This window comes from Microbulbifer mixtoriginis (SeqCode) (assembly GCF_052467515.1).
The window spans coordinates 4,770,313-4,785,000 of sequence record NZ_CP174314.1 but is presented as its reverse complement, the minus strand read 5'-3'; the positions used below and the strand labels follow the sequence as shown (position 1 = coordinate 4,785,000).

The window sequence follows — 14,688 nt, the reverse complement described above, 5'->3', positions numbered from 1 at the left end:
GTACTGTCTTGACTATAAAAAGTGCTAAGACAATCCATGTGATAACCTCGGAAACAATCACAAAACGCATACGCCGCTCCTGACGACGTACCCACTTCAATATAGCAGTAGGCACTTTTGTACTAACCTGCTGCTGCTTCCATAAAGTTTCCAGTTCAGACCACTGTTCTTCACTGCTCGCTTTATTCACTACTCACCTCCTGACAAGCAGATGTTCAGCCGTTCTTTTGCTCGATTCAAGCGCACGGCAATATTGCTTTCACTGATACCAAGCACTTCTGAAATTTCCATATAGCTTAACCCCTCTAAACGCAGGGTCAGGGTTTGACGTAAGCCCAGTGGTAGTTTTTTAACCGCAATTAGCAGCCGCTCTGACTTACGCTCTTCTGCCAGGCGCTCATCGGGACCCGCTTGATTGTCTGGCAGCGTCATCAATTCCTCCTCACCCGCATGTTGAGGTTTTCTTCTTGCTATTTCGGTTACACAACGATTGTGAGCAATGCGATAGACAAAGGTTTTTAAGCTGGCATCCCCTCGAAAGGAGGGTAACGCTCGCCATAGCCCCAACCATATCTCCTGGAGCAGATCCTCATGTTCTGCAGTAGTGCGCACATAGCTGCGCGCTATTCGGGAGATACCCTCGGCATACTCGCTTATCGCCTGCTGAAATAATTGATCCCGTAAATCCACCGGCTACTCCATTTTTTTGTAATGAGTACTGTACCGGCGACGCCAAGAACCTTACAGAAAATTTCGTCTACATCTTCAATCGGTGTCGATATCTTTGTTTGATCCGATAACTCAGATTTACCTCAGGCTTTACATACCGACACAAGCCAATACAACTACACTTGGTCTGCAGAATTTCTGAGGACACACTTATGAAGGCTCTCTATACGGCAGTCGCCACGGCGACAGGTGGACGTGATGGACAGGCGGCTTCGTCGGATGGCGCCCTAGACGTAAAGCTCAGTATTCCCAAAGAGCTGGGCGGGGATGGCGGAAGTGGTACCAACCCTGAGCAATTATTTGCGGCAGGCTATTCGGCCTGTTTTATCGGCGCAATGAAATTTGTTGCGGACAAGGAAAAGGTCGCTACACCGAACGATACCAGTGTGCGAGCTGAAGTTGGCATAGGACCCAGCGGGAAAGGCTTTGGGCTGGAAGTTGATCTCTATATAGAGCTACCGGGCATGGATCAGGTGGTAGCTGAACACGTGGCCTTAAAAGCTCACGAGGAAGTTTGCCCCTACTCCAATGCAACCCGCAATAATATTACCGTGAGGCTGCATATTACGGTTTAGAAGCATAAGGCTGCCAACCCCTGGCAGCCTTACAGGCCACTTTACCCTCTTACTCTTGGCGAGTTGAGCGCGCAGCCCCATTGGTTATTTGGAAAACCAACCTTGCTGCAGTGCGCGCACCATGATCTTCAATATCGAAATAGGGATTAAACTCGGCCATATCCGCCAAGCAAACCTTATTTGAGTCCAGAACGGTATCCAACAGCTCTTCGAGTAATTCCAGCGGGACTCCACGCCCAGAGGGGGCACTAACCGCAGGCATTACTGCTGCTGGTAGTACGTCCAGGCATACTGTGAGATACACAAAGTCCACCTTATCGGCAAAGTCCCGGATCTGCTGCTTTATTTTATCCAGATTCCAGCTGCTAATTTCTCGATCGCGAATGACTTCTGCACCCAGTTCATCGGCGCGATTGTAAAGCGCCGGCGTGTTGGCATTATCGGCAGCACCGACACAGAGATAATTAAAAGGGCGGCCATTGATCTGACACTGTTCCGCAATTTGATAGAAAGGTGTACCCGAGGAACCCTTGGGTGAAGGGATGCGCAAATCCAGATGGGCATCAAAATTGATAATACCCAGGGTCTTTTCCCGATGTAGCTCGCGCATCCATCGCGCTATGCCCTGATAACTACCAAACGCGATTTCATGTCCACCCCCCAAAACCAGGGGAAAGTGTCCGTTAGCCAGCAACTCATTGATACGCGCACCGAGTAGTGCCTGTGCGGATTCCAAATCCTCACGATCGACTCGCACATTGCCGGCATCATAAAGAGGTAAATCAAAGGTGGCGGGCAGATTGGCAGTCGCCAAGCGTAGGATTCGCGGCCCTTTCGCAGCGCCAATACGCCCTTTATTGCGGCGCACACCTTCATCCGAGGCGAAACCGAGGATGGCAATTCCAGGGGGGTTATCCAGCTGCAGCGGCGAAACACGTTGGTGCCAACGCTCCCCGGCGCGACCGTCCTCGCTGTCTGTGCGGCCACTCCATAAGCGCATATCAGCCAGCTGTAACATCTTTACCTCCCAGGAAAATCTGTGCGGGTTTCAGCGCGCCAAATTCATAGGCCAGCTGATCTGGGGTATCCATCGGCCATAACACCATATCTGCGCGCAATCCTGGCCGCAGCACTCCACGGGAGCAGCAGAGCCCCAAGGCGCGCGCGGCTGCGCGAGTCACCCCGGCCAACGCCTCCGCTGGGGTAAGGCCAAATAGGTTGCAGCCCATATTCATCATTAACCGCAGAGAACCGATAGGGCAGCTACCGGGATTCAGGTCTGTGGATAAAGCCATGCAAACCCCCGCCTCGCGCAGTTTCTCTACCGGTGGCATCTGGGTCTCGCGCAGAGTATAAAAAGCTCCCGGGAGCAATACTGCCACGGTGCCGCTTTCAGCCATGGCCAGCACATCCGCATCGCTAATATATTCAATATGATCTACGGAGAGGGCGCTGGCTTTGGTTGCCATCTCAGTGGCGCCAGTGCGTGCCAGCTGCTCGGCATGCACTTTAATAGGCATGTCCAACTGCTTGGCGGCATCAATCACCCGCTGACACTGCTCTACCGTAAAGCCGATGGTTTCGCAGAACATATCCACCGCATCGGCCAGTTGCTCGCGCGCAACTGCCGGCAATATCTGCTCGCAAATCAAATCGATATATTCATCGGCACGACCATCGTATTCCGGCGGCAGGGCGTGAGCAGCCAAACAGGTGGTAACGATTTCCACCGAATTGTGCTGCGCCAAACGGCGAGCGGTGCGCAGTTGCTTCAACTCCGTATCCAGATCCAGGCCATAGCCGGATTTGATCTCGACAGTGGTGGCCCCCTCGGACATCAAGGCGCGAAGGCGGGGCTCCGACAAACGGTATAATTCCTCAGCACTGGCGGCACGAGTGGCCCTCACAGTGGAAATAATGCCACCACCAGAACGGGCTACTTCTTCATAGCTCTCCCCGCCCAGGCGGCGCGCAAATTCTCCGGCGCGGTGACCGCCGTAAACCAGATGGGTATGGCAATCGATCAGGCCCGGTGTCAACCACTGCCCCTCACCGTCGATCACCTTATCTGGAGCACAGTCCGGTAACTCGCGACGCGGCCCCAGCCAAACAATCTTGCCGCCGGTTACCGCCACTGCGGCATCCTCTACAGCACCGTAGCCCCCGGCAATCGAAGGGTCCATGGTAGCGGCGTTCACATTCGTAATCAGTAGGTCACAGCGTTCTGTCATAAGCTTCTAGCGGCGCGCTTTTCCTTCTTTAACCATAGATGCCCAGTGCAATACCGAGCGGGATTTGGGCAGTCAGCATACAGACCATCGCCCCGGCTTGACAGTCATCTTTAAGACAACCATAGTAGCTTCTATTATTTCTTGTATATACAACCATATACAAGCCATAAAGGCACTAAATCCGAGTATGAATACTGCAAGCGAACCCCGCTACGCGGCGATCAAGCGCCATATCCGGCAAAACATCGAAAACGGCAGCTGGCCTGTGCATTTCCAGGTGCCCTCAGAAAATCAGCTGGCGCAGGAATTCGGTGTCAGCCGTATGACCGCCAGACGCGCTTTAAGTGAATTGACCGATGAGCGGGTGCTGATGCGCTCCCAGGGACTCGGTACATTTGTGGCCGAACCAGTACCGGCTGGCTCCCTGTTAGAAGTGCGCAATATTGCTGATGAAATTTCAGCACGCGGCCACAGCTACAGCAATCGAATTTTGCTGGCACAACATTGTATGGCTAATGCCGAAGTAGCCCGTGCCCTGGAAGTGCCGGAACAGGCCAAGGTTTTTCACACCATTATTGTGCACTGTGATAACGGCGTTCCCATTCAGTGGGAAGAGCGCTTTACCAATCCGGCCCTGGCTCCCGAATACTTACAACAGGATTTCGCCCACACCACGCCAAACGCCTATCTTTCCAGGGTCGCACCATTGACCGAGGCGGATACCACGGTTGAGGCAATCTCAGCAGAAGCTTCTATTGCCTACGCATTGGAGATCGCCACCGGCGATGCCTGCCTACAGGTGTGGCGGCGTACCAAGAGTAGCGCCGGTACTGTGAGCTTTGCCCGCCTGGTGCACCCGGGTAAACGCTACCGCCTGGGGGCTCAGCTGAAATTCTAATTTCTGCATGTATCTCATACGTCCCAGCAACACTGGATTGCCAATCATAGGGCGCAAGAATTTTTACCAAATAATTTGAGAGGAATGTATGTCCGCTGATAAACGCCACGACCCCAGCCGTAAAATCCGCGCGCCTCGCGGCAGTGAGCTCAATGCCAAAAGCTGGCTCACCGAAGCTCCCCTGCGCATGTTGATGAACAACCTGGACGCCGAGGTAGCTGAACGCCCGGAGGACCTGGTGGTTTACGGTGGTATCGGCCGCGCCGCGCGGGATTGGGAGTGCTACGACAAAATTGTCGAGGTACTAAAGCGCCTGGAAGACGACGAAACCCTGCTGGTGCAGTCCGGCAAGCCTGTCGGAGTCTTTAAAACCCACGTCGATGCACCCCGGGTTTTAATTGCCAACTCCAACCTAGTACCCCACTGGGCCAACTGGGAACACTTTAACGAGCTGGATAAAAAAGGCCTGGCCATGTACGGCCAGATGACTGCCGGCTCTTGGATTTATATCGGCTCCCAAGGCATCGTCCAGGGCACCTATGAAACCTTTGCTGCCGTCGCACGCAAACATTTTAATGGCGAAGCGAAAGGCAAATGGATTCTTACCGGCGGCCTCGGCGGCATGGGTGGCGCTCAGCCACTGGCGGCGACGATGGCCGGTTTCAGCATGATCGCCGTAGAGTGCGACGAAACCCGTATCGATTTCCGTCTGCGCACTGGCTATGTAGACAAAAAAGCCACCAGCCTCGACGAAGCCCTGCAAATGATTGAAGCCGCGATGGAAAAAGGCGAAGCCATTTCCGTTGGCCTGCTGGGCAACGCAGCAGATATTTTCCCGGAAATTGTAAAGCGCAATATTCTGCCAGATTCGGTTACCGACCAGACTTCCGCTCACGATCCTTTAAATGGCTACCTGCCCCAGGGCTGGACCATGGAATACGCTGCGGAGATGCGCAAAAAAGATGAAGCCGCAGTAGTAAAGGCAGCCAAACAGTCTATGGCGGTTCAGGTTGAAGCCATGCTGGAGCTGCAAAAGCGCGGCGCCGCAACCCTCGACTACGGCAACAATATTCGTCAGATGGCTCTTGAGGAAGGTGTGGAAAATGCCTTTGATTTCCCCGGCTTTGTACCCGCTTATATTCGCCCTCTGTTCTGCGAAGGAGTAGGTCCTTTCCGCTGGGCGGCCCTGTCCGGCAACCCGGAAGATATCTACAAGACCGATGCCAAGGTTAAGGAACTGATTCCCGACAATCCGCAACTGCACAACTGGCTCGATATGGCCCGCGAGCGGATTCACTTCCAGGGACTGCCCGCACGTATCTGCTGGGTTGGCCTGAAAGATCGCGCGCGCCTGGCACTGGCATTTAACGAGATGGTAGCCAACGGTGAATTGGAAGCACCGGTAGTGATCGGCCGCGACCACCTCGACAGCGGCTCTGTAGCAAGCCCCAACCGCGAAACTGAAGCCATGATGGATGGTTCCGACGCTGTCTCCGACTGGCCACTGATGAATGCCCTACTGAACACAGCCTCCGGCGCTACCTGGGTATCCCTGCATCACGGTGGTGGCGTAGGCATGGGCTTCTCCCAGCACTCTGGTGTGGTCATTGTCTGTGACGGTACTGAAGCTGCGCGCAAACGTATCGAACGGGTTCTCTGGAATGATCCCGCCACCGGCGTAATGCGCCACGCCGATGCCGGTTACGAGATCGCAAAAAAATGCGCAAAAGAGCAGGGCCTGGACCTGCCCATGCTGAACGACTGATTTTTTACCGCAATAAAAATACCGCCGGCGGAAATCTTTTACAGCCCGAATAACTTTGATCGGGCTGCACCGCCGGCGCCTGACAGGGTGTTGAAAAAGCCAACAAGCGACTTTTTCGAGCCATCTTTGCGGCACATGTCCACAAAGATGAGCACTCAAATCAAGCATTTGCAGTGCTTGATTTTGCGGCAGGCGTTTTCGCAGCGCCCGCGCAGGCTGTTTTTCAACAGCCTGCTAAGCAGTAAATCTTTTTTGGTGAATGAGTTTATGTATCAATTGGAAATCGATCCCGGTCAATTGAGCCTTGCGCAACTGCGCCGCGTAGCCCGCGAGTCGGTGCAGCTGTCCCTGGCGAAAAGCGCCTACCCCGCTATTGAAGCCTCTGCCCACACTGTTGCCCAGGTTATTACCGAGGGGCGCACGGTTTACGGAATTAATACCGGTTTTGGTTTATTGGCCAACACCCGCATTGAAAAGCACGACCTGGAAAACCTGCAGCGCGCTATTGTTCTGAGCCATGCCGCCGGTACCGGCAACTTTATGAGTGAAGCCACCGTGCGCCTGCTGATGGTGTTGAAAATCAACTCGCTCGCGCGCGGATTCTCCGGCGTGCGCCCGCAGGTCATCGAAGCTTTAATGCAACTGGTCAATGCCGGTGTCTACCCCGCCATCCCTGAGAAAGGTTCTGTCGGCGCTTCTGGCGATTTGGCGCCCCTGGCTCATATGAGCGTGGTACTTCTCGGTGAAGGGGAAGTATTTATCAAGGGCGAGCGCAAGAGTGCTCACGAAGGCCTCAAATCTGCGGGACTAGAGCCTATTACCCTGGCCCCCAAAGAGGGCCTCGCCCTGCTAAACGGCACCCAGGCTTCTACCGCCTTTGCCCTGCTCGGCCTGTTCGCCAGTGAAGACTTGTTCGCCGGCGCCCTGGTAACCGGTGCCATTACCCTGGAAGCCGCCAAGGGCTCACGCCGCCCCTTCGATGATCGTATTCACAACGCCCGCGGCCAACAGGCTCAGCGCGACGTAGCGGCAATTTATCGGGACCTGCTCGGTGAAACCAGCCAGATCGGTGATTCCCACCAGTTCTGTGAAAAAGTGCAGGACCCCTACTCCCTGCGCTGTCAGCCCCAGGTAATGGGTGCCTGTTTGCAGCAGATGCGCTTCGCTGCCGAAGTATTGTTGGCCGAGGCAAATGGTGTTTCCGATAACCCACTGGTATTTACCGACGAGGAAAATCCGGATAACTCCGACATTATTTCCGGCGGTAACTTCCACGCGGAGCCTGTTGCTATGGTCGCCGACAACCTGGCGCTGGTATTGGCAGAAATCGGCTCCCTGTCCGAGCGTCGTATGGCGCTGTTGATCGACAGCAACCTATCCGGCCTGCCTCCCTTCCTGGTGGAAAATGGCGGGGTGAACTCCGGCTTTATGATCGCCCAGGTCACCTCAGCGGCGCTTGCCAGTGAGAACAAATCCATGGCGCACCCAGCCTGCGTGGACTCACTGCCCACCTCCGCCAACCAGGAAGACCATGTATCCATGGCCACCTTTGCCGGCCGTCGCCTGCGGGATATGGCCGACAATACCTGTGGCATCCTGGCGGTGGAGCTACTCGCTGCCTGCCAGGGACTGGATTTCCGTGCGCCGTTAAAATCTACGGAAAAACTGGAGGCCGCCAAGGCAAAACTGCGCGCGCGAGTCCCCTTCTATGACAAGGACCGCTACTTTGCCCCGGATATTGAAGAGGCGAAGCAATTGCTGAGCAGCGGCGCCTACCTGGAATCCATTGATCCAGCCCTGCTCCCAAGTAGTCATTAATTTCCTTTAATTTCTATAAATTAATTTTTATAGAATATTTCGTTACTAAATACCGGGGCCAAAACCCCGGTATTTTTTTCTCTGTCTTTGGTCCGCCAGCAACAGCGACTCTAAAGTAGCTGTTTGTCCGCGGTCGCGATTTAAAACAAAAAAAATCAGTAAAGAGACAAGCTTTTCTTTATCGGCTACCGCTAGAACAATTTTTTTTCTTTGTGGGGAAATTTGCGCCAAAAGTGCTAGGCTGACAATTAGACGTTTTACCCGCCAAAAGGTGTGGAGGTCTAGATGAAACCGCTGTCGCTTCGACTGCTCCGCCACTCGGGCTATGCGCTGGCTATTGCCACAGGGTTTGCCCTGTCAGCCTGTAACGGGACAGGTTACCCCTGCGGAGGAGGCTATGACTGCTCAGCTAGTTATTATGGATATAGCCCTTATTACAGCAAGTCATATTACAACCTGCGGGGCCGCTATGCCCACTGCCACCCCGATGGAACCTGCCACAACATGCAGCATTGCAACTTTTACTGGGATGGGAATTTTTATCGCCTGAGGCCGCCCGCGGTGGTGAACACAAGTTACCAGGTAATTGATCTGCCGGATCCGCCCTACCAGGCCAGGCCCTACTGAGAAAGAAATTCTGTGTGCGCCCATTTGGCACACATAAAGGGGCTTGGCCCCTGCCGGGCCTCTCCGGGGGGAACTTTCGCTTACCGGAGATTGCACTATGAATAGAGCTGTTAAGACGGCTTTTATTGCCGTCACGGTATGCACGGCCCTAACTTTAGGTGCCTGTGCAACCGATAGTTACTATAACGGTGGCTACTACGGCGGTTACTATAGAGGAGGGGGAGTGGCCTACACCTCTTCCTTTGTTTACCCTTACGCAACCCCGAACTACTATCCCTCCAGTAATATCTATGTCTCTTACCGCACACCGGTTTACCAGTATTACCGGGCAACCCCACGCTATGGCTATTATTATCGCGGTGCCTATTCCTATTACCGCGCACCAGGTTATCGCGGCAACCCCCGCTACCGGGCCAGGTACTTTTATCGCGGGCTTCCCTACTACAACCGCTTTAACTCCCCCGGTGCTGCACAAATCCGCTATCGTGCCCAGCACCGTTACTATCGCGGCGGCCACCGAGGATATCGCAGCCACCGCAGCTATAGGGTACGTGGACACCATCGCGTCCGCGGTGGATATCACCATAGAAGACGCTAGCGTTTAGCTGCTATTAATCCAGCCTTGAAATAGCTGAAATCCAGATATTTCATTTTGCCCGCAAAATGCCGGTACAGATCAATAACATTACTGGTATTTTGCGGACTCACCAATCCACAAAACAACATCAATACAAATTTTAAATTGGTCCGCTAATAACTTTGAATTAATCATTTAGAAATATTCGATTACTTATTTGCACGCAAAAAAAGAGTGATCAGAAAAATCTCTCTTCGATAATTCACATCCACTCCACAATAGTGACCAGCGAGTTTACTCACTGGGTACCAACGCCTGTTTTATCTTTAGCCATTCAACAGCTCTGTCGCTACTTTTTGCAAATTGGCGTTCTTTTCTTCACTTTGACAGCTATTACCACTACTCTGAGTTAAGAAAGCGAATCCTGTAAACCTTGCGAGGTAAGTGCAGTGCAGAAACTCCTGCCGAAACTGCTTGCTGTGACACTGGTAATAAGCATTACCGGCTGTTCCACAACTAAATCACAGGGCACCCCAAAATCTTTATCACTCAACGGAAAAAAATTTCACTGCGTTGAACAGGAACTGGAAACAAAAACTCTAGTGCGCTGCGCACGTTCCGGCTAAAACGAATTTATTAAATGCCAGAAAAATACAGATAAAAAAGTAGGGATTTCGATTTAAAAATAAAAATTGAATTTTCGCCCAGAGCGGAAAAAATGCTTACTTAACTCTTACGACCCGTAGGGTATCAGTCTGGCCGCCGGCATCTTGTCGATAGCCACGGGAAACCAAGACAAAATCCCCCGATTTTAAAAGACTGCGCTGCTTCAAATGGTCGATTGCCTTGTGGTCACGGGAGGGACCATCCATACCCGCCACCGCCATTAAAACCGGATCGACGCCGCGATAAAGGGCAACCCGATTACAAACTCTACGGTGCCGGCAAAAGGCGTAAATAGGAATGGCTGCGCGAACCCTGGACATCAAAAGGGCTGTGTTGCCCGTTTCTGTCTGGCAGATAATAGCCTTGATATCTCGACAGTGATTGGCAATGGTGATTGCAGCCATGGCGATACAGGCATCCCCGGCAGGGTAATTGCCACGCAAACTATCCGAAGGGCGCTGTGTTGCACGGTGTTTTTCCGCCCCAATAATTACCTCGTCCATATGCCGAACAGTCTCCACCGGGTAGTCCCCGCTGGCGGTTTCTGCCGACAACATTACCGCATCGGTGCCATCCAACACCGCATTGGCGACATCACACACCTCCGCCCTCGTAGGCACAGGGCTGGAGATCATTGACTCCATCATCTGTGTTGCCGTAATTACCGTGCGATTCAGATAGCGGGCAAAACGAATTAAATGTTTTTGCACCCCCATCAATTCCGCATCGCCAATCTCTACTGCCAGATCGCCGCGCGCCACCATGATGACATCGCTCGCCAGAATCAGCTCCTGCAAGTGTTCATCAGAAGAGATCGCCTCGGCCCGTTCAATCTTGGCAACAATCTGGCTGCTCCCCCCCGCCTGCTGTAGAAGCTCCCGCGCCCTATGAATATCCCGCGCATCGCGAGGAAAGGACACCGCCAAGTAGTCCAGCTGCAGATCGGCGACAACTTGAATATCGCACAAATCCTTGTCCGTTAATGCAGGCGCGGTGAGGCCACCGCCCCGCTTGTTAATTCCTTTTCGATTGGAGAGCCAGCCCCCATCCAGTACCTCAGTGATAACCGCACTGCCATCAATTTTCTTGATCTGCAGACTGAGTCGCCCGTCGTCCAGCAGCAGGGTATCTCCTGGGCGGCAGTCCTCGGCCAGCTCGGCGTAATCCACCGAAACCCCGGCGCTGTTGCCCTGCTCCCTTGGCCAAGTGGGGTCCAGAGTAAACTCGGCACCAGTGCTGAGATGCACACCACCATCGGTGAACTTGCCCACACGAATTTTCGGCCCCTGAAGATCACCCAATATGGCGATATGACACCCTTGACGAGCGGCCTCTGCCCGAACCTGCTCGGCGCGGCGGCGGTGCTCGTCGATTTCACCATGGGAAAAATTCAGGCGCACGATGTTCACCCCGGCGGCGACCAGTTGCCCCAGGGTGTCCCCCTTATCGGTTGAGGGACCCAGTGTTGCGACTATTTTTGTCCGCCGGATCATGCCGCACCTAGCCTCGTTTTACTGCCCGGATAGCACTCGCTTTCACAGGAGAAGCATAGCTTGTCACACCTGTCGTCTCTCAACAGAGGCCAGCGACTAAGCTTTGCATAGAGCGGGTTATAGGCTAAAGCGACAGGCCCGTTTGAGATTGTAGGTGCAAGGGTCAGGGAGTAACTCGCCGATGAGCAGGTTGGTGCAACTGTGGCTGCTGGGGGCCCTGCTGGTCATTGGCGGATGCCTGTCGAACAGTGCGGAAGAAGCCCGAGTTGTGCAGAATGCGGGAACTGCAAGTTCGGTCTGCAATAAGAAGTGGCAGCTGGTACGCCTGCGTATTAACGGCGCTGCAGTGCCGATCCAGAAGCCTGCAGATTTTACTTTCGTGTGTAATCTCGATGGCAATGTGATGGGGCGCAGCGGTATTAATACCTACCGTGGCGAGTTGCAGATAACTGAAAACGGCCTGATGCTGTGGGACAGTTCCAGCTTCGCCTCGACCAAGATGAGCGGCCCGGAGATCCTACTGCAGCAGGAAAATGTCTACCTGCGCGCCCTGGCCGGTACTCGCCAGGCATTTACCAAGTCCCGCGGTAAGCGTTTGATCCTTCGCGACGCCTCTGGCGATATTTATATTGAATATGTCAGGGCAGGATCTTGAACACCACCACAGACCACTGATAGCTTTTACGATTAAATGTCGCAAAAACAATGAGAACGACATCATGCCCCGATCTCACTTACCCTTGCAGCTTGTGGTCCCAGCCGTATTGAGCCTGCTTTTTTCCGGGTGTATGTCTTTCAGGGAGCCCGCTCCCCAGCCCCCCAAACAGCCGGCGTGGTCTGCCTGTGAGCACGACTGGATACTCTCAAAACTCCGAGATGGCGAGAACACCTACGAGTACACGTTACTGTGGAAAAAGTTCTGGCGCGAGCGCCCATTCTTTACCTGTGATCGCTTCGGCTACGTACGGGGCAACGGGGGCATCAATCCCTATCTAGGGCGCTTTTCTCTCGAGAGCAGCGGCGAACTTTCCTGGCCCAGGTCGCCGATTATCTCCAGAGTGGGAAACCGCCGCCCCAGTGATGAATTAGAGGCCGACTACCTGAAAGCCCTGCGCAAAACCCGTTTTCTCGAAGTGCTGGGTGACAAGCTGATCTTGAGCAGTAATGACAAATCCACACGGCTCGAATTTAACCGGGTCGATGACATTATGCGTTGAATTCCCGATACCAATGCCTGTAGCGCAGCCATAAAAAAGGCGACCCAAAGGGTCGCCAATATTACAATCAAGAAGAATCAAAAAGATGAGTCAGATGCGCATTCACTTTGGAAAGCCTCGGCGCGCATCATAGTGCCCACAGATGACAGAAAAATGACATAGCGGTCCTTAAAAACGCCGCTGATGTCTCTCCAGATTCTCCTGACGCTTGCGCTCGCTTTTGCGCAGTAAAAGGTAAGTAGCGCCCATACCACCGTGTTGTTTTTGCGCGCTGTGGAATGCCAGCACCTCATCCAATTGCGGCAGCCAGTGATAGATACAGCTTTTCAAAAGTGCGGGCTGCTTGCGGCCCTCGCCCTTGCCGTGGGTAATAAGCGCACAACGCACATCCGCCTCGACACAATCACGCACAAACTCCACAACGGCACTGCGCGCCATTTCCACCGAGTGGCGATGCAGGTCGAGACGTGCATCCACCGTGTACTTGCCCAGGCGCAGATTGCGATACACACCGTTCTGCACCCCATCGCGCTTGAATTCAATAGGGTCCCAGGGCGCCACAAGCTCAATATACTCACCGGAAAGGGGGTTCATTTCACGCTCGGTCAAACGCGTCGCAGCAGCACGGCGCTCGCGCAAGATACGCTCGGATGGCTCGCTCTCCTTGCGCAGGGTGACGCGGCGCTCCTGCACCAGCGGTTTCACGTCTCCCAGCTCACCGAGAGCGTCTTTGAATAGCTTGCTGTCGCCGCTCATGAAATACCCCCGCCAGCGTCAGTCCAAAAATAAATCCTTAGTCAGGTCCCCCGCATTATCGGGGTTGTGGGCATAGTCGGTAAAATCTTTTACCCCGCGTTCCACCAGAAGTTCCTCATCGATCAGCTGACACCCGCTCAAGGCGGCTTCCTTGGTGATCAGTACTTCGTAGGCAGCATCGGCCATAATCGCCGGCCTGCGGCTCTGCTCGAACATCTCGCGGCTACCCACGGCAAACTCAATAGCGGCGGTAGCCACCAGAGTGCGCGGCCACAGAGTATTAACGGCAATCCCCGCCTCGCGCAACTCCTCCGCCAATCCCAGGCTGAGGATAGTCATGCCAAACTTGGACAATGCGTAGGGCGCAAAAGGCCCCAGCCACTTGGGCTGTAGGTTGAGCGGTGGACACAGGCTGAGGATATGGGCGCTATCCGATTTCTTCAGGTAGGGAATCGCCAGGTGCGCCGTCAGATACACTGCACGGCTGTTGATGTCTTGCATCAGATCGTAACGCTTGGGCGGGGTGGACTCGACATTGCTCAGGTTGATCGCGCCGGCGTTATTGATCACTGCATCGATACCACCAAACTTGTCGGCTGCCTGCGCCATCGCTTCCTGCACCCGCTGCTCATCGCGCACATCCACCTGCAGGGCCAAGGCCTTACCGCCAGCGCTCTCCACCTCCTGCGCTACTGAGAAGATGGTGCCGGGTAGCTTCGGGTGTGGCTCTGCGGACTTGGCGGCGATCACAATATTAGCGCCATCCGCCGCGCACTTGAGCGCTATGGCACGGCCAATACCGCGGCTAGCGCCAGTGATAAAGATGGTCTTGTCCTTAAGCGCCCCTGTGTTTTCTGTCAGGGTTACAAACTCTTCACTCATTTTTTTCAGCCTCCGGGGCAGTCACTGCCGGACTGTAAATTTCCTTGAAGATCGCCGGCATGCGCTTCGGTCTACCACTGGAAAGTTCGATGCATACCAACCGCCACTGGGCCCGCAATACCAATGCTCCATCGGCGGCGCGAAAGACTTGAAAGTGGCGGGTCATATTCAGGCGCCCATCCACCTCGGTGAGCCAGGTGCCGAATACCAGTTCATCCGCCTCTTTCGCCGCCAGTATATAGTCATACTGCCCATGACGAATGGCCATTCCCCGGTCGAGGTCCTGGTAATTTATGACATCCAGACCCAATGCGGCACTGTGGGCCCAGGCGGTAGCCTCGCACCAACGCACATACTCGGCATTATTGGCATGGTGTAATCCATCCACATGCTCAGCACTTACCCTGACTCTGTGGATAAAGGGATTGGGTAAATCCCATTGCATAGGCAGCCC

General features: G+C 54.1%; 16 protein-coding genes (1 of these 16 only partly in view). 8 read left to right on the top strand and 8 right to left on the bottom strand.

Annotation, left to right across the window (positions count from 1 at the left end; all coding sequences use genetic code 11):
• Positions 1 to 190, bottom strand: partial view of a hypothetical protein gene (locus ACJJIT_RS20735; protein ID WP_444899550.1) — the 5' portion only. The gene continues 404 nt to the left of window position 1, outside the view; only the first 190 of its 594 coding nucleotides appear in the window; it begins with the start codon at positions 188 to 190; its stop codon lies off the left edge, out of view.
• Entirely contained in the window at positions 190 to 690 is a 501-nt protein-coding gene (locus tag ACJJIT_RS20730; protein ID WP_252083746.1) for an RNA polymerase sigma factor, read from the bottom strand. Before ACJJIT_RS20730 ends, ACJJIT_RS20735 begins: the two co-directional genes overlap by 1 nt.
• 191 nt (positions 691 to 881) lie before the next feature.
• On the opposite strand from ACJJIT_RS20730, the gene ACJJIT_RS20725 reads away from it, so the two are divergent.
• Positions 882 to 1,304 carry an organic hydroperoxide resistance protein gene (locus ACJJIT_RS20725; protein WP_444899549.1) on the top strand — a complete coding sequence of 141 codons (423 nt, stop codon included), beginning with the start codon at positions 882 to 884 and terminating at the stop codon, positions 1,302 to 1,304.
• Positions 1,305 to 1,353: 49 nt separating this feature from the next.
• On the opposite strand, the gene hutG is transcribed toward ACJJIT_RS20725, so the two are convergent.
• Both hutG and hutI read right to left on the bottom strand, forming a co-directional pair.
• Entirely contained in the window at positions 1,354 to 2,322 is a 969-nt protein-coding gene (gene hutG / locus ACJJIT_RS20720) for a formimidoylglutamase (RefSeq protein WP_444899548.1), read from the bottom strand.
• Entirely contained in the window at positions 2,306 to 3,535 is a 1,230-nt protein-coding gene (hutI, locus tag ACJJIT_RS20715; RefSeq protein WP_252083749.1) for an imidazolonepropionase, read from the bottom strand. Before hutI ends, hutG begins: the two co-directional genes overlap by 17 nt.
• A 187-nt stretch (positions 3,536 to 3,722) precedes the next feature.
• On the opposite strand from hutI, the gene hutC reads away from it, so the two are divergent.
• From hutC to ACJJIT_RS20690, 5 genes are all read left to right on the top strand, one after another.
• The gene (hutC, locus tag ACJJIT_RS20710; protein WP_444899547.1) at positions 3,723 to 4,433 is read left to right on the top strand and encodes a histidine utilization repressor; all 711 of its coding nucleotides are present in this window, start codon (positions 3,723 to 3,725) and stop codon (positions 4,431 to 4,433) included.
• An 88-nt stretch (positions 4,434 to 4,521) separates the two neighbouring features.
• Entirely contained in the window at positions 4,522 to 6,198 is a 1,677-nt protein-coding gene (gene hutU / locus ACJJIT_RS20705) for a urocanate hydratase (RefSeq protein ID WP_444899546.1), read from the top strand.
• Positions 6,199 to 6,465: 267 nt separating this feature from the next.
• Entirely contained in the window at positions 6,466 to 8,016 is a 1,551-nt protein-coding gene (gene hutH / locus ACJJIT_RS20700) for a histidine ammonia-lyase (protein ID WP_444899545.1), read from the top strand.
• 285 nt (positions 8,017 to 8,301) lie between these two features.
• The gene (locus ACJJIT_RS20695; RefSeq protein ID WP_252083753.1) at positions 8,302 to 8,643 is read left to right on the top strand and encodes a hypothetical protein; all 342 of its coding nucleotides are present in this window, start codon (positions 8,302 to 8,304) and stop codon (positions 8,641 to 8,643) included.
• Between the two features lie 97 nt (positions 8,644 to 8,740).
• Positions 8,741 to 9,241: a hypothetical protein gene (locus ACJJIT_RS20690; protein WP_252083754.1), complete on the top strand. Its 501-nt coding sequence runs from the start codon at positions 8,741 to 8,743 to the stop codon at positions 9,239 to 9,241.
• Positions 9,242 to 9,942: 701 nt separating this feature from the next.
• Here the strand turns inward: ACJJIT_RS20690 and pyk are convergent.
• Positions 9,943 to 11,379 carry a pyruvate kinase gene (gene pyk, locus ACJJIT_RS20685; protein WP_444899544.1) on the bottom strand — a complete coding sequence of 479 codons (1,437 nt, stop codon included), beginning with the start codon at positions 11,377 to 11,379 and terminating at the stop codon, positions 9,943 to 9,945.
• Between the two features lie 181 nt (positions 11,380 to 11,560).
• Here pyk and ACJJIT_RS20680 point away from each other — a divergent pair, with 181 nt between their 5' ends.
• Entirely contained in the window at positions 11,561 to 12,034 is a 474-nt protein-coding gene (locus tag ACJJIT_RS20680; protein WP_444899543.1) for an META domain-containing protein, read from the top strand.
• A gap of 64 nt (positions 12,035 to 12,098) precedes the next feature.
• A complete protein-coding gene (locus tag ACJJIT_RS20675; protein WP_444899542.1) occupies positions 12,099 to 12,596 on the top strand; it encodes an META domain-containing protein in 498 nt (165 codons plus the stop codon).
• Between the two features lie 168 nt (positions 12,597 to 12,764).
• Here the strand turns inward: ACJJIT_RS20675 and smrA are convergent, their stop codons facing one another.
• Genes smrA through ACJJIT_RS20660 form a run of 3 tightly spaced genes read right to left on the bottom strand, consistent with a single transcriptional unit; the run spans position 12,765 to position 14,679 of the window.
• Complete coding sequence (smrA, locus tag ACJJIT_RS20670) at positions 12,765 to 13,352, bottom strand: DNA endonuclease SmrA (protein WP_444883121.1); 588 nt, start codon at positions 13,350 to 13,352, stop codon at positions 12,765 to 12,767.
• An 18-nt stretch (positions 13,353 to 13,370) separates the two neighbouring features.
• Positions 13,371 to 14,234 carry an SDR family oxidoreductase gene (locus tag ACJJIT_RS20665; RefSeq protein ID WP_444899541.1) on the bottom strand — a complete coding sequence of 288 codons (864 nt, stop codon included), beginning with the start codon at positions 14,232 to 14,234 and terminating at the stop codon, positions 13,371 to 13,373.
• Positions 14,227 to 14,679: an acyl-CoA thioesterase gene (locus ACJJIT_RS20660; RefSeq protein ID WP_444883122.1), complete on the bottom strand. Its 453-nt coding sequence runs from the start codon at positions 14,677 to 14,679 to the stop codon at positions 14,227 to 14,229. Before ACJJIT_RS20660 ends, ACJJIT_RS20665 begins: the two co-directional genes overlap by 8 nt.
• Between the last annotated feature and the right edge of the window lie 9 nt (positions 14,680 to 14,688).

Excerpts from the sequence above, each read along its gene's own strand:
- ACJJIT_RS20725 (WP_444899549.1), top strand. The coding sequence starts at position 882 with ATGAAGGCTCTCTATACGGCAGTCGCCACGGCGACAGGTGGACGTGAT.
- hutG (WP_444899548.1), bottom strand. The coding sequence starts at position 2,322 with ATGTTACAGCTGGCTGATATGCGCTTATGGAGTGGCCGCACAGACAGC.
- hutI (WP_252083749.1), bottom strand. The coding sequence starts at position 3,535 with ATGACAGAACGCTGTGACCTACTGATTACGAATGTGAACGCCGCTACC.
- hutC (WP_444899547.1), top strand. The coding sequence starts at position 3,723 with ATGAATACTGCAAGCGAACCCCGCTACGCGGCGATCAAGCGCCATATC.
- hutU (WP_444899546.1), top strand. The coding sequence starts at position 4,522 with ATGTCCGCTGATAAACGCCACGACCCCAGCCGTAAAATCCGCGCGCCT.
- hutH (WP_444899545.1), top strand. The coding sequence starts at position 6,466 with ATGTATCAATTGGAAATCGATCCCGGTCAATTGAGCCTTGCGCAACTG.
- ACJJIT_RS20695 (WP_252083753.1), top strand. The coding sequence starts at position 8,302 with ATGAAACCGCTGTCGCTTCGACTGCTCCGCCACTCGGGCTATGCGCTG.
- ACJJIT_RS20690 (WP_252083754.1), top strand. The coding sequence starts at position 8,741 with ATGAATAGAGCTGTTAAGACGGCTTTTATTGCCGTCACGGTATGCACG.
- pyk (WP_444899544.1), bottom strand. The coding sequence starts at position 11,379 with ATGATCCGGCGGACAAAAATAGTCGCAACACTGGGTCCCTCAACCGAT.
- ACJJIT_RS20680 (WP_444899543.1), top strand. The coding sequence starts at position 11,561 with ATGAGCAGGTTGGTGCAACTGTGGCTGCTGGGGGCCCTGCTGGTCATT.
- ACJJIT_RS20675 (WP_444899542.1), top strand. The coding sequence starts at position 12,099 with ATGCCCCGATCTCACTTACCCTTGCAGCTTGTGGTCCCAGCCGTATTG.
- smrA (WP_444883121.1), bottom strand. The coding sequence starts at position 13,352 with ATGAGCGGCGACAGCAAGCTATTCAAAGACGCTCTCGGTGAGCTGGGA.
- ACJJIT_RS20665 (WP_444899541.1), bottom strand. The coding sequence starts at position 14,234 with ATGAGTGAAGAGTTTGTAACCCTGACAGAAAACACAGGGGCGCTTAAG.
- ACJJIT_RS20660 (WP_444883122.1), bottom strand. The coding sequence starts at position 14,679 with ATGCAATGGGATTTACCCAATCCCTTTATCCACAGAGTCAGGGTAAGT.